This is a genomic window from Bacillus weihaiensis, from assembly GCF_001889165.1.
Classification (GTDB): Bacteria; Bacillota; Bacilli; order Bacillales; family Bacillaceae; genus Metabacillus; species Metabacillus weihaiensis.
Genome location: NZ_CP016020.1, coordinates 473,897 through 497,781, shown reverse-complemented (window position 1 = coordinate 497,781; position 23,885 = coordinate 473,897). Strand labels below are relative to the sequence as shown.

At 38.3% G+C, this 23,885-nt stretch carries 19 protein-coding genes and 1 tRNA gene; 3 read left to right on the top strand and 17 right to left on the bottom strand.

Features of this window, described 5'->3' with window-relative positions; all coding sequences use genetic code 11:
- Window positions 1–23 precede the first annotated feature (23 nt).
- The 10 genes from eno to A9C19_RS02260 all read right to left on the bottom strand — a co-directional run bounded on the left by eno (window position 24) and on the right by A9C19_RS02260 (window position 12,609).
- On the bottom strand, window positions 24–1,316 hold the full coding sequence (eno, locus tag A9C19_RS02305) for a phosphopyruvate hydratase (RefSeq protein WP_072578460.1): 1,293 nt from the start codon (window positions 1,314–1,316) through the stop codon (window positions 24–26).
- Between the two features lie 133 nt (window positions 1,317–1,449).
- The gene (gene gpmI / locus A9C19_RS02300) at window positions 1,450–2,985 is read right to left on the bottom strand and encodes a 2,3-bisphosphoglycerate-independent phosphoglycerate mutase (RefSeq protein WP_072578459.1); all 1,536 of its coding nucleotides are present in this window, start codon (window positions 2,983–2,985) and stop codon (window positions 1,450–1,452) included.
- A complete protein-coding gene (tpiA, locus tag A9C19_RS02295; protein ID WP_072578458.1) occupies window positions 2,982–3,737 on the bottom strand; it encodes a triose-phosphate isomerase in 756 nt (251 codons plus the stop codon). The genes gpmI and tpiA overlap by 4 nt, the downstream gene beginning before the upstream one ends.
- 90 nt (window positions 3,738–3,827) lie before the next feature.
- Window positions 3,828–5,012, bottom strand: coding sequence for a phosphoglycerate kinase (locus A9C19_RS02290; RefSeq protein WP_072578457.1), 1,185 nt, complete (start codon window positions 5,010–5,012; stop codon window positions 3,828–3,830).
- A gap of 178 nt (window positions 5,013–5,190) precedes the next feature.
- Window positions 5,191–6,198, bottom strand: coding sequence for a type I glyceraldehyde-3-phosphate dehydrogenase (gap, locus tag A9C19_RS02285; protein ID WP_072578456.1), 1,008 nt, complete (start codon window positions 6,196–6,198; stop codon window positions 5,191–5,193).
- Between the two features lie 108 nt (window positions 6,199–6,306).
- Window positions 6,307–7,332 (bottom strand): sugar-binding transcriptional regulator, encoded by a 1,026-nt coding sequence (locus A9C19_RS02280; RefSeq protein WP_072578455.1) that lies wholly within the window; start codon window positions 7,330–7,332, stop codon window positions 6,307–6,309.
- Between the two features lie 149 nt (window positions 7,333–7,481).
- Window positions 7,482–7,721: a glutaredoxin family protein gene (locus A9C19_RS02275; protein WP_072578454.1), complete on the bottom strand. Its 240-nt coding sequence runs from the start codon at window positions 7,719–7,721 to the stop codon at window positions 7,482–7,484.
- 29 nt (window positions 7,722–7,750) lie between these two features.
- On the bottom strand, window positions 7,751–9,028 hold the full coding sequence (rpoN, locus tag A9C19_RS02270; protein WP_072578453.1) for an RNA polymerase factor sigma-54: 1,278 nt from the start codon (window positions 9,026–9,028) through the stop codon (window positions 7,751–7,753).
- Window positions 9,029–9,673: 645 nt separating this feature from the next.
- A complete protein-coding gene (locus tag A9C19_RS02265) occupies window positions 9,674–12,310 on the bottom strand; it encodes an EAL domain-containing protein (RefSeq protein ID WP_072578452.1) in 2,637 nt (878 codons plus the stop codon).
- 223 nt (window positions 12,311–12,533) lie between these two features.
- Window positions 12,534–12,609, bottom strand: a tRNA-Arg gene (locus A9C19_RS02260).
- A 376-nt stretch (window positions 12,610–12,985) separates the two neighbouring features.
- Here A9C19_RS02260 and clpP point away from each other — a divergent pair.
- A complete protein-coding gene (gene clpP, locus A9C19_RS02255) occupies window positions 12,986–13,582 on the top strand; it encodes an ATP-dependent Clp endopeptidase proteolytic subunit ClpP (protein ID WP_072578451.1) in 597 nt (198 codons plus the stop codon).
- A gap of 258 nt (window positions 13,583–13,840) precedes the next feature.
- On the opposite strand, the gene A9C19_RS02250 is transcribed toward clpP, so the two are convergent.
- From A9C19_RS02250 to trxB, 6 genes are all read right to left on the bottom strand, one after another.
- Window positions 13,841–14,098 (bottom strand): HPr family phosphocarrier protein, encoded by a 258-nt coding sequence (locus A9C19_RS02250; protein WP_072578450.1) that lies wholly within the window; start codon window positions 14,096–14,098, stop codon window positions 13,841–13,843.
- 244 nt (window positions 14,099–14,342) lie between these two features.
- A complete protein-coding gene (gene whiA / locus A9C19_RS02245; RefSeq protein ID WP_072578449.1) occupies window positions 14,343–15,293 on the bottom strand; it encodes a DNA-binding protein WhiA in 951 nt (316 codons plus the stop codon).
- A gap of 34 nt (window positions 15,294–15,327) precedes the next feature.
- Window positions 15,328–16,278: a gluconeogenesis factor YvcK family protein gene (locus tag A9C19_RS02240; RefSeq protein ID WP_072578448.1), complete on the bottom strand. Its 951-nt coding sequence runs from the start codon at window positions 16,276–16,278 to the stop codon at window positions 15,328–15,330.
- An 18-nt stretch (window positions 16,279–16,296) separates the two neighbouring features.
- The gene (gene rapZ, locus A9C19_RS02235) at window positions 16,297–17,196 is read right to left on the bottom strand and encodes an RNase adapter RapZ (protein WP_072578447.1); all 900 of its coding nucleotides are present in this window, start codon (window positions 17,194–17,196) and stop codon (window positions 16,297–16,299) included.
- 123 nt (window positions 17,197–17,319) lie between these two features.
- Entirely contained in the window at window positions 17,320–17,838 is a 519-nt protein-coding gene (locus tag A9C19_RS02230; protein WP_145925769.1) for an 8-oxo-dGTP diphosphatase, read from the bottom strand.
- Between the two features lie 497 nt (window positions 17,839–18,335).
- On the bottom strand, window positions 18,336–19,286 hold the full coding sequence (gene trxB, locus A9C19_RS02225; protein ID WP_072578445.1) for a thioredoxin-disulfide reductase: 951 nt from the start codon (window positions 19,284–19,286) through the stop codon (window positions 18,336–18,338).
- A gap of 211 nt (window positions 19,287–19,497) precedes the next feature.
- Here trxB and A9C19_RS02220 point away from each other — a divergent pair, with 211 nt between their 5' ends.
- On the top strand, window positions 19,498–20,505 hold the full coding sequence (locus tag A9C19_RS02220) for a DUF3231 family protein (RefSeq protein ID WP_072578444.1): 1,008 nt from the start codon (window positions 19,498–19,500) through the stop codon (window positions 20,503–20,505).
- Window positions 20,506–20,677: 172 nt separating this feature from the next.
- On the opposite strand, the gene A9C19_RS02215 is transcribed toward A9C19_RS02220, so the two are convergent.
- Entirely contained in the window at window positions 20,678–22,135 is a 1,458-nt protein-coding gene (locus A9C19_RS02215; protein ID WP_072578443.1) for a tetratricopeptide repeat protein, read from the bottom strand.
- A gap of 171 nt (window positions 22,136–22,306) precedes the next feature.
- Here A9C19_RS02215 and A9C19_RS02210 point away from each other — a divergent pair, with 171 nt between their 5' ends.
- Window positions 22,307–23,332 (top strand): DUF3231 family protein, encoded by a 1,026-nt coding sequence (locus tag A9C19_RS02210; RefSeq protein ID WP_072578442.1) that lies wholly within the window; start codon window positions 22,307–22,309, stop codon window positions 23,330–23,332.
- The last annotated feature ends 553 nt before the right edge of the window (window positions 23,333–23,885 follow it).

Here is a 23,885-nt window from a genome sequence, read left to right as displayed (position 1 = left end):
GTTCCCTCAAATTCTAACTCAAATTATTTCTTCAAGTTATAGAAAGTTTTGATTCCATCGTATCTTGAAGCATCTTGTAATTGATCTTCAATACGTAGTAATTGGTTGTACTTCGCAACACGGTCTGTACGTGATGGAGCACCAGTTTTGATTTGACCAGCGTTTGTTGCAACTGCGATGTCAGCAATTGTTGTATCTTCAGTTTCACCAGAACGGTGAGAGATAACAGCTGTGTAACCAGCGCGTTTCGCCATTTCGATTGCTTCGAACGTTTCAGTAAGTGTACCGATTTGGTTAACTTTGATAAGGATTGAGTTACCGATTCCTTTTTCAATACCTTCAGCAAGTTTTTTCGTGTTTGTAACGAATAGATCGTCACCAACAAGTTGAACTTTACCGCCAAGGCGCTCAGTTAATAGTTTGTGACCTTCCCAGTCGTTTTCATCTAAACCGTCTTCGATTGAGATAATTGGGTATTTAGAAGCCATTTCTTCGTACCAGTCAACCATTTCAGCAGAAGTTTTCACAACACCTTCTCCTGAAAGATGGTATTTACCGTCTTCTTTGTTGTAGAACTCAGAAGAAGCAGCATCCATAGCAAGCATAACTTGCTCACCTGGTTTGTAACCAGCTTTTTCGATTGCTTCGATGATTGTTTGAAGAGCTTCTTCGTTTGATCCTAAGTTAGGAGCGAATCCACCTTCATCACCTACAGCTGTGTTAAGTCCTTTAGCTGAAAGAACTGATTTTAAGCTGTGGAAAATTTCAGCACCCATACGTAGTGCTTCACGGAAGTTTTCTGCACCTACTGGCATAACCATGAATTCTTGAATGTCAACGTTGTTATCAGCGTGCTCTCCACCGTTAACGATGTTCATCATTGGTACTGGTAGAGTTTTTGCGCTGAATCCGCCAAGGTATTGATATAAAGGTACTTGTAGGAAATCTGCAGCAGCACGAGCAGCAGCCATAGATACACCTAGGATTGCGTTCGCACCTAATTTTCCTTTGTTTTCTGTACCATCAAGCTCGATTAATGCTTGGTCGATTGCGATTTGCTCAGTTACGTCGAAACCAAGTAATTCTGGAGCGATTAATTCGTTTACGTTTTTAACAGCTTGAAGAACACCTTTTCCAAGGTAGCGTTCTTTGTCACCGTCACGAAGCTCAACTGCTTCATATTCACCAGTTGAAGCACCACTTGGTACTAACGCGCGTCCCATAGCGCCTGATTCTGTGTGTACTTCTACTTCTACTGTTGGGTTACCACGAGAGTCTAATACTTCACGAGCATATACGTCTACAATGTATGGCATATTGTTTAATCTCCTTTTTTATAAAGAATTTTTAGTTTTTAGTTTCTGCCTTTTCATCAAATCATTGGTTGATAGCGGAGGTCAGAGGCCGAATTTGAGACAATCAGTGAAATACCGATTACTATGTTTAAAGTTACTTTTTAACTAGTGTTGTTCCAGTCATTTCAGCTGGTTTATCAACGTTTAGAAGATCAAGAATTGTTGGTGCTAAATCTCCTAAAATTCCATCTTCACGAAGAGTAACACCTTCTTCTGTTACGATAACAGGAACAGGGTTTGTTGTGTGAGCTGTCATTGGCTCACCTTCCATAGTCACCACTTCGTCTGAGTTACCATGGTCAGCTGTGATAATTGCTTTACCGCCTTTTGCAATGATAGCATCAACGATTTTTCCTAAGCATTCATCAACCGTTTCGATCGCCTTGATCGTTGGTTCAAGCATTCCGGAGTGCCCAACCATATCAGGGTTTGCAAAGTTCAAAAGAATTGCATCAAATTTGTCAGCCGCAATTTCACCTAGTAACGCGTCCGTTACTTCGTAGGCACTCATTTCAGGCTTAAGATCATAGGTTGCAACCTTTGGAGAATCAATTAAGATTCTTTCTTCACCAGGAAACTTCTCTTCACGTCCGCCACTCATAAAGAAGGTTACGTGAGGATACTTTTCCGTTTCTGCAATACGAAGCTGAGTTAAGTTGTTTTGTGATAATACTTCACCAAGAGTATTATCAAGATTTGTTGGCTTGAATGCCACATATCCGTCAACGGTTTCACTGAAATGTGTTAAGCACACAAAGTGAAGGTCTTTCGGATGCTTCTCCCCACGATCAAATGAACGGAAATCTTCATTCGTGAACGTGTTTGAGATTTGAATGGCACGGTCAGGGCGGAAATTATAGAAAATCACCGCGTCATTATCTTCGATCGTTGCAACTGGTGCACCGTCTTCTTTTGTCATAACAGAAGGAATGACGAATTCATCAAAGATTCCATTGTTATATGAATCGGTAACTAACTCGTCCGGTGTGCTGTATGTTGGGCCTTCGCCGTAAACCATAGCGCGATATGATTTTTCAACGCGGTCCCAACGCTTGTCACGATCCATTGAGTAGTAACGTCCAGATAATGTCGCTATTTCCCCGACACCGTATTCTTTGATTTTTGCTTGAAGTTCATCCAAGTAAACTTTTGCCGTTTTAGGACCAACATCACGGCCATCTAGGAAGCCATGAATGTAGACTCTTTCTACACCTTCTTTAGCAGCAAGGTTAAGAAGAGCAAAAAGATGCTGGATGTGACTGTGTACACCGCCGTCAGATAATAAACCAAATAAGTGAAGAGCTGTACCATTCTTTTTCACATGTTGAATCGCTTCGTTGAACGTTTCATTTTTCTCGAATTCACCTTCACGAATTGCAACATTTACACGTGTTAAGCTTTGATAGACTACACGTCCAGCTCCAATGTTTAAGTGCCCTACTTCTGAGTTTCCCATTTGACCTTCTGGTAGACCAACTGCCTCACCTGAAGCGATCAATTGAGAATGTGGGTACTGATTCCAAAAGCGATCAAAGTTTGGTTTTTTCGCTTGAGCTACTGCATTACCCATTGTTTCTTCTCGACATGCAAAACCATCAAGAATAATGAGTGCTACTGGTGCTTTACTCATTTGTTTGCCTCCAAAAGTTGAAGGAACGATTGAGCTTCTAAGCTTGCGCCACCAACTAATGCACCATCGATATCTGGTTGTGCCATATATTCTTTGATGTTAGCAGGCTTTACACTTCCGCCGTATTGAATACGTACAGCGTCTGCAGCGGCTTGTGAAAATTCGCTAGCTACCACTTGACGGATATGTGCACAAACTTCATTTGCATCCTCTGCAGATGAAGATTTACCAGTTCCGATTGCCCAAATTGGCTCATATGCGATAACTGTTTCTTTTACTTGCTCTTCTGATAAACCTTGAAGTGCTTTTTTCACTTGATCTCCAACAAGTTCATTTGTTTTTCCAGCTTCACGCTCTTCAAGCGTTTCACCACAGCAAACGATTGGAGTTAAACCGTGTTTGAATGCAGCTAATGTTTTTTGGTTAACAGATTCATCTGTTTCGGCAAACATTTCTCTGCGCTCAGAATGTCCTAATACTACATAGCTTACACCAAGATCGTTCAGTGCAACTGGGCTAATCTCACCAGTGAACGCACCGCTTTCTTCAAAGTGCATGTTTTGAGCACCGATTTTAAGATCTGTGTCTTTTGTTGAATTTACTAGGCTTTCTAAAAATAGTGCCGGAGCACAAACTACTGAGTCAACACTTTCTGCCGTAGGTACTAAACTTTTTACTTCTTCAACAAAGCTTTTCGCTTCTGAAGCTACTTTGTTCATTTTCCAGTTACCAGCGATAATAGGTTTTCTCATGTTTACACCGTCCCTTTTTTAGCAGATCGTTCACGATTCAACTGAAGATGTCGCGACAGATCCTCAATTGAATGTGAGGAATTCTGCTTTTTATTTGTCGTTTAATGCTACTACGCCTGGAAGCTCTTTACCTTCCATGAATTCAAGAGATGCTCCACCACCAGTAGAAATGTGGCTCATTTTATCTGCTAAGCCAAACTTTTCTACAGCTGCTGCTGAATCTCCTCCTCCAATGACTGAATATGTATCAGTTGCTTCAGCAAGTGCTTGACCTACTGCTTTTGTTCCATTTGCAAATGCGTCTAATTCAAACACACCCATTGGTCCGTTCCAGATTACTAGCTTAGAGTTTTTAATCACGTCTGCATAAATTTCGCGTGATTTAGGACCTGCATCAAGGCCTTCCCAATCGCTAGGAATGCTATCAATAGAAACTACCTTTGTGTTAGCGTCGTTAGAGAAATCATCTGCCACAACGATATCAACAGGCATATAGAAGTTAACGCCTTTTTCTTTTGCTTGATCAAGGAAAGATTTCGCTAAATCAATTTTATCTTCTTCTAGAAGTGATTTACCTACGTCATGTCCTAATGCTTTGATGAACGTATAAGCTAGTCCACCGCCGATAATTAGGTTATCTACTTTGTTTAAAAGATTTTCAATAACACCAATTTTATCTTTTACTTTTGCTCCACCGATAATTGCAGTGAAAGGACGTTCAGGATTTGATAAAGCTTTACCTAATACGTCAAGCTCTTTCTCCATTAAGAATCCTGCTACAGCTGGAATATGCTGTGCAATACCTTCTGTTGAAGCGTGAGCACGGTGAGCCGCACCAAAAGCGTCATTTACGTAGACATCTGCTAAATCAGCAAATGCTTTTGCTAGTTCTGGATCATTTTTCTCTTCACCAGGATAGAAACGAACGTTTTCTAGTAAAAGAACGCCACCTTCTTCTAATTTAGCGATTTCAGCTTTTACAGATTCGCCGTATGCTTCATCTGTTTTCACAACAGTTTTACCTGAAAGCTCTTGAAGTTTTTCAGCTACTGCATTTAAACGTAATTCTTCTACTACTTCACCTTTAGGACGTCCTAAGTGACTTGCTAAAACAACTTTAGCACCTTGTTCGCTTAAATACTGAATTGTTGGTAAAGCAGCGCGAATACGTGTTTCATCCGTCACTTGTCCATCCTTCATCGGTACGTTGAAGTCTACACGACAAAAGACAACTTTTCCTTTAACATCAATGTCTTTTACTGACTTTTTGTTCATGAAAAGCCCTCCTTTAATTTAAAAATGCGTACCATCATGTGTATCATACCACAGGATCGTATGAAATGATTCAGAAAACCATGCTAATCATTTAGAAGTGAAAATGGGGAAAGGGGATGATCCCCTTTCCCCATTTTTCGTGCATAGTATATAGATTTCTTTTCTTCTATTCTAAGAATTAAAGACCTTTAGAAGCGATGTAGTCAGCAAGATCTACTACACGGTTAGAGTATCCGCTCTCGTTATCGTACCAAGAGATAACTTTAACCATTTGACCTTCCATTACCATAGTTGATAATGCGTCAATTGTAGAAGAGTTAGCGTTACCGTTGTAGTCACCAGATACAAGTGGCTCTTCGCTGTAACCAAGGATTCCTTTAAGATCGCCTTCAGCTGCTTCTTTGAATGCTGCATTTACTTCGTCTACAGTTACTTCTTTATCTAACTCAGCAACTAAGTCAACTAAAGAAACGTTTGGAGTTGGAACACGCATAGCGCCACCGTTTAATTTACCTTTTAATTCAGGTAATACTAGAGAAACAGCTTTTGCAGCACCCGTCGTTGTTGGGATGATGTTTTCAGCTGCCGCACGAGCACGACGGTAGTCTTTGTGTGGTAAGTCTAAGATTTGTTGGTCATTTGTGTATGAGTGAACAGTTGTCATCATTCCACGTTTGATACCGAATTTGTCGTTTAATACTTTAGCAAATGGAGCTAAGCAGTTAGTCGTACAAGATGCGTTAGAAATAACATCGTGGCTAGCTGCATCGTATTTGTCTTCGTTAACACCCATAACAACTGTGATATCTTCATCACTAGCTGGTGCTGAGATGATAACTTTTTTCGCGCCTGCTTCTAAGTGTTTCGCAGCGTCAGCACGTTTTGTGAAGAAACCAGTAGATTCAACAACGATTTCAACACCTTGCTCGCCCCAAGATAATTTCGCTGGGTCACGCTCAGCAGAAACTTGGATTGTTTTTCCGTCAACAACTAGGTTGTTACCGTCTACAGATACTTCTGCATCTAATTTTCCGTGAACTGAATCATATTTTAAAAGGTGAGCTAACATATTTGCATCTGTTAAGTCGTTAACTGCAACTACGTCAACGTTAGGATTTTTTAGAGCTGCACGGAATACATTACGTCCAATACGTCCAAAACCATTAATACCGATTTTTACTGCCATGATAAATTTCCTCCTTTAATTTTGTTCTACGCTTATGTACCTAGAACAATGTAGCTTAAATTTCGTTTTCTCCCTAAAGTAAGGTAGAAAACAATATATAATTAGGGATTAATAAGTATCCCTTATTAACTCATTTGCCGCTCCTTCATCTGTAATGAGCACAGAATCTAAAGCTTGTTTCATATAAGCCTTAATTGCCTTTGCTTTTGAAGAGCCTCCAGCTACCGCAATTACATTCGGTACCTCTTCAATGTCATCAAGCTGAATCCCAACGGTTTGAACTTTATGTACGATAGTACCCTCTTGGTCGAAATAGTAACCAAACGCTTCTGCAACCGCATTTCCCTGATTAATCTTAAGGAAGTCTTCTTCTGGAGTTTTACGGCGCTCCGCCATCGTTTTAGCGTCTCCTATTCCATGGACAACCATACTAGAGGATTTCATAATCGCTAAAAGCTCTTTTATTGATGGTTCTTCAATGATTGATTGATACGCTTCTTTACTTAGCTGATCTGGAACGTGTAAAAGTCTGTAATTTTCGCTTGCACGTTCTGCCATTTTTGCACAAATTGTGTTTGCTTGATTTTCTACTGTTTCACCTAGCCCACCACGTGCAGGTACAAAAAGAATTTCACGATTTTTGCTGTCGGGTGTCATCATTTCAGCAACTGCTGCCAACGTTGTTCCACCAGTAACGGCGACGATATTTTTACCAATTAATCGTTCTTTTATACATGCAACACATGCTCTTCCCATTTCTTTCTTGACCCATGGTGACTCATCACTATTCCCTGAAACCACAATGACACGAGATAAATTAAACTTATCTTTTAATGTATTTTCCAAAGAAGTTAAGCCTAAAACATCTTTCATCATTTCTTCTAGGTTTTTTAAAAGCGATGCTCCTTCATCTGTTAAGGTCATTCCAGAGGTATGAGTAGTAATCAAGTCTTGTTCCTTTAGGAATGTAACTTCACTACGTAACACGCGTTCGCTGAGCCCTAAGCTAGTAGATAAGCTTCTACGTCCTATCGGCTGCATCAATCTTATATATTGAAGAATTTGATAACGCTTTTGCATAACCTGAAGGAGGTCTGGCAATAATTTTTTTTGTACTTCAATTAATGATTTCATTTTGCCATCCCTTTCTGAGTTGGTATGGACGGACATGGACTCAAAACGTCCCACCGGTACTTATTGTGTCCCACCAGCTCAAAAAAAAATCTCCCTGTTACAATTTTTATTTTAACAGGGGACTTTTGCTTATTCAAGCAATCTTTCTTTCATTTTAAAAGTAACCGCTTTCTTATGTTATCTTTTTCCAATATTCCATAAGAAACGATGTCCTCACCAATTTTCACGACCGGAATCATAAGTTGATATCGTTCTAATAGTTCATCATTTTTATAGATGTCGATAACCTCATAGTCAAATGGAATGTCATTTTGTAAATCTTTCACTAGAGCTAAACCCTTTTCACATAGGGGACAATTTTCTTTTGAGTAAAATATAACCTTCTCCATTTTTAGGCACATCCGTTTCTTCGTCTTATTCAATATTGCTTTCGTATAGCACTTGTTGGAATGTTAAGCTGCTCTCTGTATTTCGTAACGGTTCTCCTTGATATAGTAATATCATAAAGTGATTGAAGTAAATTCGCAATTTTTTGATCAGATAATGGCTTTTGCTTATTTTCTTTGTTCACTACTTCTTTTAATCGGATTTTTACTGATGAAGTTGAGACATCCTCATTACCTATTTCTAGCTTGTTTGAGAAAAAGGATTTCATATGGAAAAGTCCATGTGGTGTTTGAACAAATTTGTCTTTTACTGTTCGACTCACGGTTGATTCATGAATATCTAGTATGTCTGCGATGTTTTTTAACGTTAAGGGTTTTAAATAGCTTTTACCTTTTAAGAAGAATTCTTCCTGCTTATCTATGATTACCTTCATAACCTTGATCATTGTTTCCTTCCGCTGTTCGATTGCTCGTTGGATCCATTTTCCTTGTGATAGTTTCTTAGAATAGTAATCTTTCACTTCTGACTCACTTGTAGTTGAAAGCGGGTGATGAATGATAAGCTGTGGTACAAGCTCGTCATGGAAATGGATATGAAATTGTCCGTCGTAACTTTCCACGGTCATTTCCGGTGTAACAAAGGTTAGTTCCTCAGATTGAAATTTCAAACCAGGTCTTGGCTCGAGCTTTTTTACTTTTTCAAATACTTCCTGAATGCGTTGAATACTTATGTTAAGCTTTTTTGATAAGTCTTTCCAAGATTTTTCGGCAAAAGCTTTAAAATGTTGTTGAATAATCAACTCTGCCAGATCATCTCGTTCAGTTAGACGTCTTAACTGAAGTAAAATACATTCCTGAAGCGACCTTGCACCTACACCAGCAGGCTCTAAGCTTTGAATAAAGTATAGCTTACTCTCAAGATATTCCTCTTCCACTCTAGCAATAGTGGCTAGCTCTGACATTTCATCCTTTAAGTAACCATTTGAATCCAAGGCATTAATTAATAGATTCACACAATGACGATCCTGCTTCGTTAGCGAAAAATCAATTAGTTGGCGCTCAAGGTAATCCTTTAAATTTGTTTTTTCTTTAGTCACATTCTCCACAAAACCGTGGGTATTGGTACTACTTTGGTGACGATAAGAAGATACATACGTTTCCTTCACTTCAATTAATGGGTTTTCGATGGAAAGTTCTTGAACATAAGAAAGGAGTTCAGCTGAGGAGAATTGTAACAATGTTATTGCTTGCTGCAGTTCTTGTGTCATATTCAATTTTAAAGTCTGTTCTTGAATCAAGCTCATTTTCATGTATTTTCCCCCTGTTTCCATTTTACACGAGATTGGAAAAATAACCATTATTGTGGGTTAACCCTGGATATTTGTAAGATGATTGATTTTAGTAAGCGCTTACTTTTTATTTCGTAAGAAACATAACATATTTAATCGCTAATGAACTAAATAAACTTTTTTGTCCTTGTACGTCCATATCATGTTTCATTTTCCATCATTGCTCTAAGACAATGCTCTTATCTATCCTACTACATGATTATGAAACTGTCACAAAAAAATGCACAAAATAGGAGAATGATTCATTCTAATTTTAGAGAATAATGGAAAAGAAGGTTCGTCTTAAAAACATCATATACTAGAGCCTCAATCCTGTGTACCTATCCCCACACAGGATTGAGGCTGTGACAAAACAAAAGCTACAGAGTTCCTCTGTCAGCCTCGGGAAATAAGAGGATTTATCAAATAGGTGTTCTTTGCCTTCCATTCTAAATCGCTTATGACCTCGTTGGGCTAGACGCTGAAGCTGGATGTCAAAGCACTTAACCACAAACGATGAATTTATTGTTCCTTAAGATAAACAAAGGGCCAGGCACTTATGTCCTAGCCCTACGACATTATTCCACTAACACTTGGTCGGTGACAGGCAATCTCACAGAGGTCGACTCACTCGGTACTTTCTCTAGAAACACCAATGATTCTTTCCACCTCGCCATTTTCATTTAGGATAGTGGTTAGGATTGTATGGAAAGTGAGATAGGTTCCTTGTTTGTTTTTGAGTCGGTATTTCTTTTGAATGTTTCTGCTTTGATTCTGATTGGTTTTCTTAGCCTCTTGTAAATCAAAAAGCATTCGTTGCAGGTCTTCATGGTGATAAAGATTTGTTGGTATGCTACCTACTAGTTCAGCTGGTTTATATCCGAGCACACGTTCATACGAGGAAGAAGCATAGGTAATGCGACCATCTAATGTATAAATTGTTACAAGGTCAATAATATGTTTAGCTATAAGCTGATGAAGCTCCTGACTCTCTCGCAATTTCTTTTCTACTTGCTTTTGCTTTGTAATATCCACAAATGAACCGATTACCTCTGTCACTTCTCCTCCCTTTATGACAGGCCTTAAGGTAGCTAGATAACAGATACCATTAAGTACATCCTCATAATGAACATTTCCTTCTCCGTCCCAAGCTCGCTGGTAATAACTCACTTTCTTCTTACTTACTTCTTCAGGTAGGAGGTCAAATAACTGCTTCCCTATGATCTGCTCAGGTAAAAGCCCAAACCGATACACTAACTCCCCATCACACATCGTATGAACAAATTTGTCACCGATTTTTTTGTACTTAATCGTCATACTCTGCTGAAGTCTAAGTATTTCTTGTAAATCCTTTTTCGCCCCTCTCACTAACTCATCCGCCCAAATCCGGTCATTTAATTCCTTTGTAATTCCCTGCAAGGGGACAATTTGCTCAATTTCTTTTATTTTCTCTACTAATTCTTGAGCGGGTAGCGGCTTGCTAAAAAAGTACCCTTGACCCTCGTCACAGACATATTGTTGAAGAAAAACGAGCTGTTCCTTCGTTTCAATTCCTTCAGCTACTACATGTAATCCAAGATTATGCCCCATTGCAATAATTGTCTTTACAATTGTTTCATCATTAGGATTATTGTGAAGTTCATTTACAAATGACTGGTCCACTTTCAATGTATCCACAGGGAATCTCTTTAAATAATTTAGCGAACTAAACCCTGTTCCAAAGTCATCAATACTAATGCGGACACCAAGCTGCTTTAATTCATGCAACGTACTAATTGTCCGTTCAATATCCGCTGTCATACTTTCGGTTATTTCTAACTCTAGCAAATGACTTTCAAGACCTGTCTCCTCTAACACCTTTTCAACCGTTTTTACCAAATCTGTTTGCGAAAACTGTCTAGGTGACAGGTTAACTGAAATCACAAGATTTTGTAGTCCTTCTTCCTGCCAATGCTTATTGACGGTACAGGCTGTTTTTAGTGCCCATTCTCCAATTGAAATAATTAATCCTGTTTCCTCAGCAATCGGAATAAATTCAGCAGGAGAAATCAACCCAATTTCTGCATGGTTCCAACGAATCAATGCCTCTACTCCTACAACGTGTCCCGTTTTTAAGTTTACTTTTGGTTGATAATGTAATAGAAGTTCATTCCGTTCAATTGCTTTATGAAGATCCATTTCGAGTTTCAACCTGTCCATTTTCTTGTCGGCATCATGAGATGAATAAAAAGTATACATTTTCTTGCCAGAAGCTTTTGATTGATACATCGCTGCATCTGCATGTTTAATTAATTCTTCAAGCGAATTCCCGTCTTCCGGAAAAAAACTAATTCCAATACTTGGTGATGTGAAAATATCATACGTATGAATGTGAATCGGCTTTTCAAAAGCAGCAATCATCTTACGCGCAACATCTTCAGCAACTTCTCTTGTTGCATTGTTTAAAACAACAACAAACTCATCCCCACTTTGTCTAAAGATCATATCATCTTTCCTAATGGTTGCCTGAAGTCGATCTGCTACTTCCTTCAGCATTTCATCTCCTGATGAATGCCCAATGGTGTCGTTCACAACTTTGAAGCGGTCCATATCAATGAACAGAACAGCTAATGTCCTATTAGTAGTAGTGGCCACCTTAAGCTGTTTGGTTAAATATTGAATGAGCCTTGTTCGATTAGGTAAACCCGTGAGCACATCTTCATATGCAATTTTTTGAATAATTTGCTCGATTTTTTTCTGTTCTGTAATATCCCTAGTGATGCCATACACACCATCTATTTCTCCGTTAACAATAATAGGGATATTCGTCGTTGTTACATAAATAGACCTTCCATCCTTATGCAGAATAACACTGTCATAGGTGGTCGCCTCTCCTTTTGCAGCCATATTAAAGTGTCTTAACGTTACATTCCTCTTCTCTTCATTTACGCCCTCTAGAAAATGATGTCCTATGCACTCTTCAACTTTAAAGCCCAAAACCCGTTCAACCGTCTTATTTATTGATGTAATTTGCCCATCCTTCGTAAACCTAATGACAATATCCGGATGATGGTCAAAGAGAGAACGGTAGCTTTGTTTTGTTTTCGTCCCTTTCCATTGTTTGAGAATAAGTTGACGATTTAATAAGGAATGTAGACTAATTATTGTGATTAAAATGATCGTACCAATTATGACGAACGTATGGAATTTCAAAATGGTTGCAAGGAGGAGTAAAAAAGTTACCGTAAAAAAGAGTATGAGGTTATGTTTACTTGATCGTTTCATAAGTATGGTTAATCCCTTTCAGAATAAATCTTCGATGATTGGTTTTCTCCATCTTTGTTAATATAAGGATACATCTATATTAAATGCTTTTACGTGATAAGCCAATGTCAATTTTATGGAATGTAACGTAGAGATAGCTGATGGGATTTAGGGAAGTGTGGAATAAAAAAAACTTCCAATAAAGTGTTTCCACTATTATTAGAAGTCTTTTTGTCATGTTTAACGCGCTCGAAGGGATTCGAACCCCCGACAGACATGGTACCGGAAACCATCGCTCTATCCAACTGAGCTACGAGCGCACAATAAAGTATCAATATTTGAAAATTATACGGGAACTTCCTGAGAATTTCAACTGCGTTTTTCTCCTCTACAGAGAATACAAGGATGTTTTTGTTTTGTACAAGAAAACAAGAGTGGAACTGTTTGAAAATTTGATTATGTGGGAATGATGTTTACATGATATGCTAAGTGGACACATATACTTTCTATATGTAAGGCAGAAAGATTTTGTTAGAGGTTTTAGGCTTTTCGTTTGACCTTTATTGACCTTAGTTGTATGATGGAAATACATAATGTAACTTACTTTTTATGGTCGTTCTAAAGGAGTACATACACGTCGTTTCATATATCCTTTAGAACAAAAAATCTTTCTAATGATGAAGGAGGAACATTAAAATGAATTTAATTCCTACAGTTATTGAACAAACAAATCGTGGTGAGCGCGCGTATGACATTTATTCTCGTCTTTTAAAAGACCGTATCATCATGCTTGGTAGTGCAATTGATGATAATGTAGCAAACTCTATCGTGTCTCAGCTTTTATTCTTAGAAGCAGAAGATCCAGAGAAGGACATCTCCATTTATATTAACAGCCCTGGTGGATCAATTACAGCAGGTATGGCTATTTACGATACGATGCAGTTCATTAAGCCTAGCGTATCAACAATTTGTATTGGTATGGCGGCATCTATGGGTGCTTTCCTTTTAGCAGCTGGAGATAAAGGTAAGCGTTACGCACTTCCTAACAGTGAAGTCATGATTCACCAACCATTAGGTGGAGCACAAGGTCAAGCAACGGAAATTGAAATTGCGGCAAAACGCATTCTTTTCCTTCGTGAAAAATTAAACAAAATCTTATCTGAACGTACTGGTCAACCGATCGAAGTGATCGAAAAGGATACAGATCGTGATAACTTCATGACAGCTGAGCGTGCATTAGAATATGGTTTAATCGACAAAGTATTAGACCGCAATATTCTTGGAAATAAATAAGACGAATTAGTCGGGTGGAGAGAAGGAGCAAGTCCTTTTCTCCACTTTTTTGTGTCGAATTAAGTAGAAAAATAAATAAAAGGACGAAATCCGAAAATAAAATCACCAAACTCGTTAATAAATCGTAAAAAGCGAAAATAAATGCCTACTTTTCGAAAATAAGTAGCTCATTTTCGAAAATAAAAATGCCTGGCACCAGAAAACACCTCACAACAAAAAAACTGACTCACATCTTAACGTGAGTCAGCTTATTGTTTGTTACCCTTCTTGTTGAACATATGCCGATAATGTTTCTACAGCTTCTTGCTCGTCATTTCCTTCTGCAATAAGCGTGATCGTCGAACCGTTGCTGATGGCTAGGCTCATTAGTCCCATAATACTTTTAGCGTTCACTTTCTTTCCGTCTTTTTCTAAGAAAACGTCTGAAGAAAAGCGATTTGCTTCTTGAACAAATAGTGCAGCTGGACGTGCTTGTAAACCTGATTTCAGATGAACTTCCACTTGTTTTTCAACCATAATAATCTCTCCTCTTCTCTACTAGTCAATAGTTTTTATTTAAAGGACATTTCAACAGGGTTCGCTTTACATATGAAAGGGCTGTCTTTTTTCTGTAAAGGTTACGTGTAAAAGGCTGCTTGAGGTGATCTCCAAAGCTTTTGGCTTTAAGAGTGTCACCTGAACCATACCTCTTAATTGATGTAGCGAGCAATCATTTCAAAAAACCTTATTCCCCGTCATAAAACGAAAATGTTTGAAAGGCCTATTTTAACGTTAAGGTTTCACCAGAACGAAGTTGTTCGGCAATCTGATCGAGTTTTCGTAAGCGATGATTGATACCTGATTTACTTATTGTCCCACTTGATACCATTTCACCAAGCTCTTTTAATGTGACATCCTGATATTCCACTCGTAGTCTGGCAATTTCACGAAGTTTATCTGGCAGGGCATCTAACCCAATTCGTTCATCGATAAATCGAATGTTCTCAACCTGTCTAATTGCGGCACCAATTGTTTTATTTAAATTGGCTGTTTCACAGTTTACTAATCTGTTCACAGAATTTCTCATGTCACGAACAATACGTACATCTTCAAAACGCAGAAGGGCTTGATGTGCACCGATGATGTTTAATAGTTCGGTGATTTTTTCTGCTTCCTTTAAGTACGTAATAAATCCTTTTTTCCGTTCTAATGTTTTACTATTGAGATCAAACGTATTCATTAGCTCACATAGCGAATCATTGTGCTCTTTATATAGGGAGAAAATTTCCAGATGATAGGAGGATGTTTCTGGATTATTGACCGACCCACCTGCTAGAAAGGCCCCTCTAATATATGAACGTTTACAGCATTTCTTTTTCACAAGGTTTTCAGATATATTGTGGTAAAACGTAAAACCCTCATCCAATATATCCAAATCCTCTAAAATGGCTCTTGCGTCTTCCACAAGACGCACAATATAGACGTTGTTCTTTTTCAGACGCATTTTCTTCCGTACAAGTAATTCAACGGCAACATCATATTGTTTTTTTAGAAGAGTATAAATCCTTCTTGCGATTGCTGCATTTTCTGTTTGTATATCTAGAATTAACATACGGTTCGAAAAAGATAAGGAACCATTCATACGAATGAGTGCCGACAATTCTGCTTTCAAACAGCATGGCTTCAGTTCAATGTTTGTTAACTCTTTTTTTGTTTCAGATGCAAATGACAACTCTGCACCCCCATTTCTTCACAAAGACTTCTGTTTAATCCTGCTGCTGTATTAATCCGTATAATAGCTTTGCTACTTTTTGTGTATCGTGCCTAATCACACTATTTTCATAGCAGACGATTTTGTCCGTTATAACTTCAAGACCTAAACTTGTTAAACCCTCTATATCGAAATGGACAGGCTTTGCAAGCTCTTCCTCGTATAGCTCCTTTATATGGGCTGGTATTTCTTCATCGTTTACAAGGATTGTATCAATAAATGGTTCCTGCATGTGATGATATAGAGCTTTCACATGGTCACTAGCTGTAAAGTCTAAAGTCTCACCAGCCTGAGTCATCACGTTACAGATATACACTTTTTTCGCTTTCGCAGCCCGTACCGCTTCCCCAATATTCGGTACAAGAAGGTTCGGTAAAATACTTGTGTATAAACTTCCTGGTCCAATGACAATTAAATCTGCTTCTGATATGACTTCAAGTGTCTCTGGTAAAGGAACGATATCCTTCGGTGTTAGAAACACGCGTTTAATTTTCTTACCTGAAAAAGGAATTTTTGATTCACCAGAAACAATCGTTCCATCTTCCATCTCAGCGTTTAGGATTACACTACTGTTTGCAGCAGGGAGAACTTTCCCCCGTACATTCAATACTGTACTCATTTCTCTTATCGCATGGACAAAATCACCAGTGATATTTGTCATAGCGGCTAAAATGAGGTTCCCTAACGAATGTCCAACTAAATTGTTTCCTTTATTAAATCTGTGTTGAAAAAGCTCTTCTACAAGTGGCTCAACATCGGATAAAGCTGCTAGAACATTGCGAATATCACCAGGAGGAGGGATATTTAATTCTGTACGTAGCCTTCCAGAGCTTCCGCCATCATCAGCAACAGTCACAATTGCGGTTATATCTAGAGGGAGTTTCTTTAATCCTCTTAATAGAACAGATAACCCTGTGCCTCCACCAATAATGACGACTTTTGGCATATAAGGTGCACTCACTTTTTAATGATTCTTTCTTTTCTCAATATCTCTGTGAGACACTTGAGTATGATAGTCATTTTTGTAGTAGTTCGCAATGTATTCTGCCAATGTAACAGAACGGTGTTGTCCTCCTGTGCAGCCAATCGCAATAACTAACTGACTTTTCCCCTCACGTTTGTAGTAAGGAATCATAAATGTGAGTAAATCAATCAGCTTCTCTAAAAACTTCTGTGTCTCGCTCCATTTTAAAACATAGGAGGATACTTCTTCTTCTAGACCTGTTTTCGGTCTCATATGATCGATGTAATGCGGATTTGGTAAAAAACGAACATCAAACACAAGATCTGCATCAATCGGTACTCCATATTTGAATCCAAAAGAAGTAACATTTACCGTAAATGTGTGCTCAACACTTGATGAGAATTGCTTTAGGATTTTTTCTCTCAATTCTCTAGGCTTCAAGTCAGATGTATCGTATATTAACTGCGCTCTCCCCTTTAGCTCCTCTAATAGCTCTCTTTCAAGGCCTATTCCCTCTAATGGAAGCCCCTTGGAAGCTAACGGGTGTGAACGACGTGTTTCCTTATATCTTGTTACTAGTGTAGAATCCTTTGCATCTAAAAATAAGATATGTGGTGTTAACCAAGCATTTTCAGATAAGTCATCTAAAGCTTCAAATAGACTATCAAAAAACTCACGACCTCTTAGGTCCATAACTAATGCTACTTGGTTCATTTTAGAGCCAGATTCCTTCATTAACTCTAAAAATTTCGGCAGAAGGGTTGGAGGTAAATTATCTACACAAAAGTATCCAAGGTCTTCAAAGCTTTGGATAGCAACCGTCTTTCCTGCTCCAGACATACCGGTAATAATCACCATCTGCACTTCTTGCTGCTGTTGTTCTAGTAATTCTTCCGTCATGATTTGTCCCCCCTCTTACTAACGCTAAATGAAAGAAAGATTATCATTATTTCCTTCTTCTAACATATCATAGTACGTTTCAATCTATTTATCACTTGTCACATAATGTGACGATATTCTTGATTATTGTGGATCTAACCGATAGGATAAAAGCTCAAAATCAGGTGTATATGTAAAGGTCCCGTATAACAATCCGTTGCCTTTAATAACGTAATCTAAAATATGGTGATCTCCTGGAGCCATCGGTAGCTTTTCAATTTCTTCTTTTTCATGCCACTTAATCAAGCCTTCTTCAGATTCTAACACATTTGTGCCTTGATAATCTGTAGCTAAAAAAGTAAACATCATCCACTCAGAAACAACATCTTTTCCTTCTTTGATAATAAAGGTGAACACGCCTTTAAGCTGAGGATTTTTAATATATATTCCTGTCTCCTCACGATACTCGCGAGTAACTGTATCCTTAATTGATTCACCTAACTCCATTTTCCCACCTGGTGCGACCCACCAGCCTCTTCTAGGTTTCTGAAGAAGAAGAACCTTATTTTCTTCCACTAAGACGCAATTTGTTATTCTTTGCAAGCAATCTTCACCTCTTATTTCACGTATCTTTCTCCATAACGTTGACCTGGTTAACAGCATAATCTAAGAAAGTAGCAGAACTATTTCCTAGGCTTGGGCTCCTGCCATTGTAAAGTCTTACCTTTGATGTAGGTGTCATACTCCCTCTTCGAAGGACAACCAATTAAGACCTACCATTATATATCATTCTATGATGCACATCGCTCAGAAGTTTCTTTTATTATACTATTTAAAGGGATGAAGGACAACGAAGTGATCTATCTAAAATTGTAACTTTCTTCCTTCTAGTCGTTCTCTGTATCATTGTGCAGGTGGATAATAGTTACTACCTTTTCATTTAATACGTATGAATCGTAAATCTGTTTCATTCTTTTTTTGAAATTTTGTAAACAGTTTGAAGGCAAAAAAAGGGAGCATGGGAAAGGGCGCCCATGCTCTAAATAAGTCTATTTATAAAAGGGGGTCAATTACTTATTTATATAGTACCCCATAATTGTTTCACACATGTTACAGGAGAGTTAAAACAGAGTTACGATTTGGTAAAACAAGTTTCGACATTACTTTACAGTTTTAAGTTTCTCTGCAAGCTCTTCAACGTAATGTTGAGCACTTTGAGCTGCAATACTGCCGTCACCAGTAGCTGTAACGATTTGACGAAGCATTTTTTCACGAATATCACCAGCTGCAAAGATCCCTTCTACTCTTGTTTCCATACGATCGTTCGTCTCAATATAGCCGTTCTCATTTGTGATTCCTAAGCTTTCAAATGGCTTAGATAGTGGTACCATACCAATATAAATGAATACGCCGTCCGTTTTGAACTCTTGCTCTTCCCCATTTTGAGTATTTACAAGTGTTACTTTCCCTACTTTTCCGTCTTGCTCATGAATTTCTTTTACAGTATGATTCCAGATGAAGTCAATTTTATCATTATCAAAAGCACGTTGCTGTAGGATTTTTTGCGCTCTTAGCTCATCACGACGGTGAACAATTGTGACCTTTGAAGCAAAGCGAGTTAAATACACTCCTTCTTCAACAGCAGAGTCTCCTCCACCGATAACCACTAACTCTTTTCCTTTAAAGAAGGCACCATCACATACTGCACAGTAAGATACACCGCGTCCGCCAAGCTCTTTCTCACCTGGTACACCTATCTTCTTGTATTCAGCACCTGTAGTAATAATCACAGCACGTGCTTTGTACTCTTTTTTACCGGCTTTAATGATTTTGTATTCTTCCCCATCAATTACTTCTTGGATGTCTCCATACGCATATTCTGCTCCGAATTTCTTCGCGTGATCGAACATCTTAGTTGATAGCTCAGGTCCTAATATATGATCAAAGCCTGGATAGTTTTCCACTTCTTCCGTGTTCGCCATCTGGCCGCCAGGCACTCCACGTTCAATCATTAATGTAGAAAGATTAGCTCGTGATGTATATACGGCTGCAGTCATTCCTGCTGGACCTGCACCTGCAATAATCACGTCATAAATTTTTTCATCTGACATGTCGTTCACTCCTTGTAAAGTCCTATACTCTAATTATCTGCCAATAAAAGAAGACACATACAATAGAATGCCTTCCTTATTTCACCTTACCATTATCCTATAAAATAAAGTCGAATTACGCTATTTTTTTGCTCATGAGTGAAGTTCTTATGTATAAGTATCTCATTTCAGCCAAAACTATCCCGAAGTAACAAGTGGAAGGATGAGTGTGTTGTCAAATGAACAAGGAAGAAACATCACATTAACGGCAACTGAGCTGGGAGAGCTTTGGAAAAATTATCTTGGTGAAACATTGATTCATTGTATGTATTCACATTACCTTGAAAATGTTGAAGATGAAAGAGTGAAACAGCTTATCGAAAAAGCACAAACAATTACTACCAAGCATATTGCAAAGCTAAAAGAGTTATTTAACAAGGAAAATTTTCCGATACCTTCTGGTTTTTCAGAAAATGATGTCATTTCTGGTGCTTCAAGAATATTCTCTGATAAATTTTATTTATTTTATATAAAAGAAATGAGTCGAATTAATTTACTCTTGTTCTCTAATGCTCTTACCGTTTCTTTTAGAGAGGATGTTCGCCGTTACTTTGATGAATGTATTGATGACATTAGCGAGTTGTATCAGGATTCAATGAATGCACTCCTTGCTAAAGGGTTAATCATTCGTGCTCCTTTTATTCCAATTCCTAAACAAGCGGAATATGTAAATGATAAGGATTTCCTACACAAATTAATAGGCAAACAACGACCGATTTCAGCAACTGAAATCAGTGGAATTTACATTGGCTTGGATTCAAATCAATTAGGTAAATCCATTATGGTTGGCTTTAGCCAAGTAGTTGAAGATCAAGAGATAAAACAATATATGCTTCGTGGAAGAGACATCTCTCAAAAGAATGTTAACGTTCTTCAGGATGTTCTAACAGCTGATCACCTTCCATCACCTCAGTTATGGGATGCTGAAGTATTAGCCTCTAAAGAACCACCATTTTCTGAAAAGCTCATGTTATTCCATGTTTCACTTGCGACATCAGGAAGTCTACTTAACTATAGCTTCGCAATTGCAGGAACATATCGATATGATATAACACAAGATATTACACGCTTAGTTGGAGAGATTGGACATTTTTTAGACGATGGAGCCAAAATGTTAATTAAAAAAGGCTGGTTTGAACAACCACCATTAGCCGCTGATCGAGATAAGCTTGCTGAGTAAAAAGTAAGGAGATATCACTTACTACACTACGTTACAGGAATTTGCTTTCTGGCTAGTCCCATCTCCATCATTTAAAGATCACACTAACTTTACTAATGAAAATTCAAATGAAAAAACGCTGTTGAAAATTTCCACTTTCTACAGCGCCTTTTTATTTGAATATTTTTTTATGTTATTCTAGTACACTTAACTCTTTAATTTGATTCACGTATTTCCTCACCGTTGAGCTTGTTGTTCCATACTCGTTTGCAATTGTTGTTTGACTCACTTGTTCTTTCGAGTCTTGTTTACGCCAGACATATTCAAGAGAGGCTGCCCATGCGACATCGTTTTTAAGTGAGCACTTACCTTGATAGGCTCTGGATAAAATTTGGAATGAATAAAGAAAAAGCTCATCCTGTTTCGTACGATCAAATAGCCTATTAATGATTTGAAAGAATGATTGTATCCCCTCAGCGGGAGAACTCTCTTGCCCTAATGCAAAGGAGATAAAATCTTGCTCAAGCTTTGATTGAGGAACAGAAGCTGCTTTATATCTTTCAACCTCTTCTAGACTATCTGTTTTTATAGACAGAAAAATAGCATATAAACGCTCTTCAATTGACATATTTTGAGCTTGCTGCTTTTCCTCTTGGTTCACATTCCAAGGCTCAGATCCCTCTTTTTGTTTGTTTTCTTTTAGGACTCGTTCCCACATTTGTTCGGAGAAGTTCTTATTCCCCGTAAAATAAGCTGCATAGGAAAGCCAGTAATAAAAAACATCGTCCCCTTCAAAGCCTTGCCTATAAAGAGTTCGAAGCCACTTGTATGCCTGCTCATAATAACCAACAAGAGCAAAAGTTGCACCAAGCTTATAACGATGTTCAAACAATAATGGATGTATATTAGAAAGTGCTTTTGCTAGCTCTTCAACCTTGTCATCATGACGTTCATAGTAATAAAAGACCAATAAATTACAATATGCATGCAAGTTTCCAGGGTTTCGCTCAAGGACTGTTTGAAGGAATTTCTTTGCCTTCTCCACTTCCCCTACATAAAAGTATGCCAAGGAAAGATTGTTATGTGCAGACCAGAATTCTGGATATTCTTCAACAATCTCTTCTAATAAGCTAATCGCTTCTTGAAATTGATTGCTTTCTAAAAGAGATTTAGCTGCATCCTGCTTCAAAATGAGATCATCAGGATCTTTTAAGAATGGGTCGTCTTCGTCCTCTTCCATTGTTAAAAGGTCAATTAAATCTTCATTCTCTTCTATAAATTCACCATAGGGTGCTTTATTTGCATATTCTGTTGCACACTTATACGCTTCTTGAAATAACCCAAGATGTGCATAATTATTTGCCATAAAGTAGTGACACTCTGTTATATCTTCATCAACAAAATCAAGTATATATAAAAGTAAATCATTTGACTGCGTATACTGACCCATATCTGTGTAAACCGTCGCAAGCAATGAAAGCTTCGTGGCATCATTCGGATCAAGCTCTAATGCTTTTTCTAAATATTTACTTGCTTTCTGATAGTTTTGTTCTCTATATGCCTTTAGGCCTTTATTATAATAATATTGTCCATCTTGGAGAAACGGGACAACCTGTGCTTTTTTTTGTTGTTTGCTCAATTGTTTTCCCACTGAAATCCTCCATTTCATTCATTTCACCGTAGGTAAGTATACCACAAGATTAGCCTACAACAATAGTACATAAAGGGAAAAGATAGATGTAAAATATATATTTAACATACTTACAAATATTTACTTTTATTTTTGTTAACACTAACTCTATACGATTGGAGGGTGTAAACAATGAACAAGCATTTACATTTAAAATTAACTTCTGCAGAAATAGGTTCTCTATGGACCACGTATATGACCGAAAGTTCTGTCATACCTGTTCTTTCTTATTTTCAACAAACAGTAGAGGATTCAGAAATAAAAGACATAGTTTCCAAAACCTTAACCAAATCGAAAGAACACGTCAAAACATTAACAGAGCTTTTCAAACTGGAAAAATTCCCAGTACCGCAAGGATTTTCCATGGAAGACGTAAACCTTGCTGCTCCTAGACTCTTTTCAGATACATATATGCTCATTTTCATACGAAATCTGGGTAAAGCAGGGATTGCCGCCCATGGCATGGCTCTTTCCATGTCAGCGAGAAAAGATGTTCGAGACTTATTCTTTCTCTACTTAAAAGAGGCTGCAGATATTGAAGATCAAGCAAAAGAAGTAATGTTATCAAAAGGTGTCTTTATTCGCCCACCCTATATTGATTCTCCTTCAGAGGTTACATTTGTTGAGAAACAAAGCTTTTTACGAGGATGGCTTGGTGAACGAAGAACATTAACGGGAGCTGAGATTGCTCACATTTTCCTTAACTATACAAATAATACGGGAGGAAAAGCCCTCCTATTAGGATTTGCTCAAACCGCACAATCTGAAGAATTACGCAATCATTTTATAAGGGGCATTGATATAGCAAGAACCATTATTACTAAACTCCGAACTCTTTTAGAGGAAAGTACATTATCTGCCCCGATGACATGGGATACAGAAATCACAAATTCTACAGTCGCACCATTCTCAGATAGACTTATGCTCTTTCACGTAAGCTCACTAAATGCCATAGGAATTGGAAATATAGGAGGATCCCTTGCACTTTCATTACGAAGAGATATCGCAGCAAAGTACTTTATCATGTTAAAGGAAGTTGGACTCTATGCTGAAGACAGTGCAAATCTCTTGATAAAAAACGGTTGGTTTGAACGTCCCCCACAGGCAATTGATCGGGAGCAGCTTTCAAAGGGTAAGAAAGGATCAAAAGAAGATTAATATGTAAAAGCTATAGAAGCTATGGAAGAGGCTTGACCTATGGAGATTTTCTCCATTAGTTGAGCTTACACCTTCTATTTTATTTAAAATGAAGGATAATAGGTAACATTCCCTTTTTCTAGCCTACTTTCTACTATTTTTATACTCAATTTCTCATCTAGACGTTACGCTAATGAAAAAATTGGGAGCTATTCGTGATTCTTGGGGAACCTTTCCGCGATCCTGGCACTCCTTTCCGCGATTCCGGCTCCTCTTTCCGCGATCCCGGCACTCCTTTCCGCGATTCCGGCACTCCTTTCCGCGATTCCGGCTCCTCTTTCCGCGATCCCGGCACTCCTTTCCGCGATTCCGGCACTCCTTTCCGCGATTCCGGCTCCTCTTTCCGCGATTCTGGCACTCCTTTCCGCGATTCCGGCTCCTCTTTCCGCGATTCAGGCTCCTCTTTCCGCGATTCCGGCACTCCTTTCCGCGATTCCTGCACTCCTTTCCGCGATTCCGGCACTCCTTTCCGCGATTCCGGCTCCCCTCTCTCCTTACCTCACACTTAATTCCT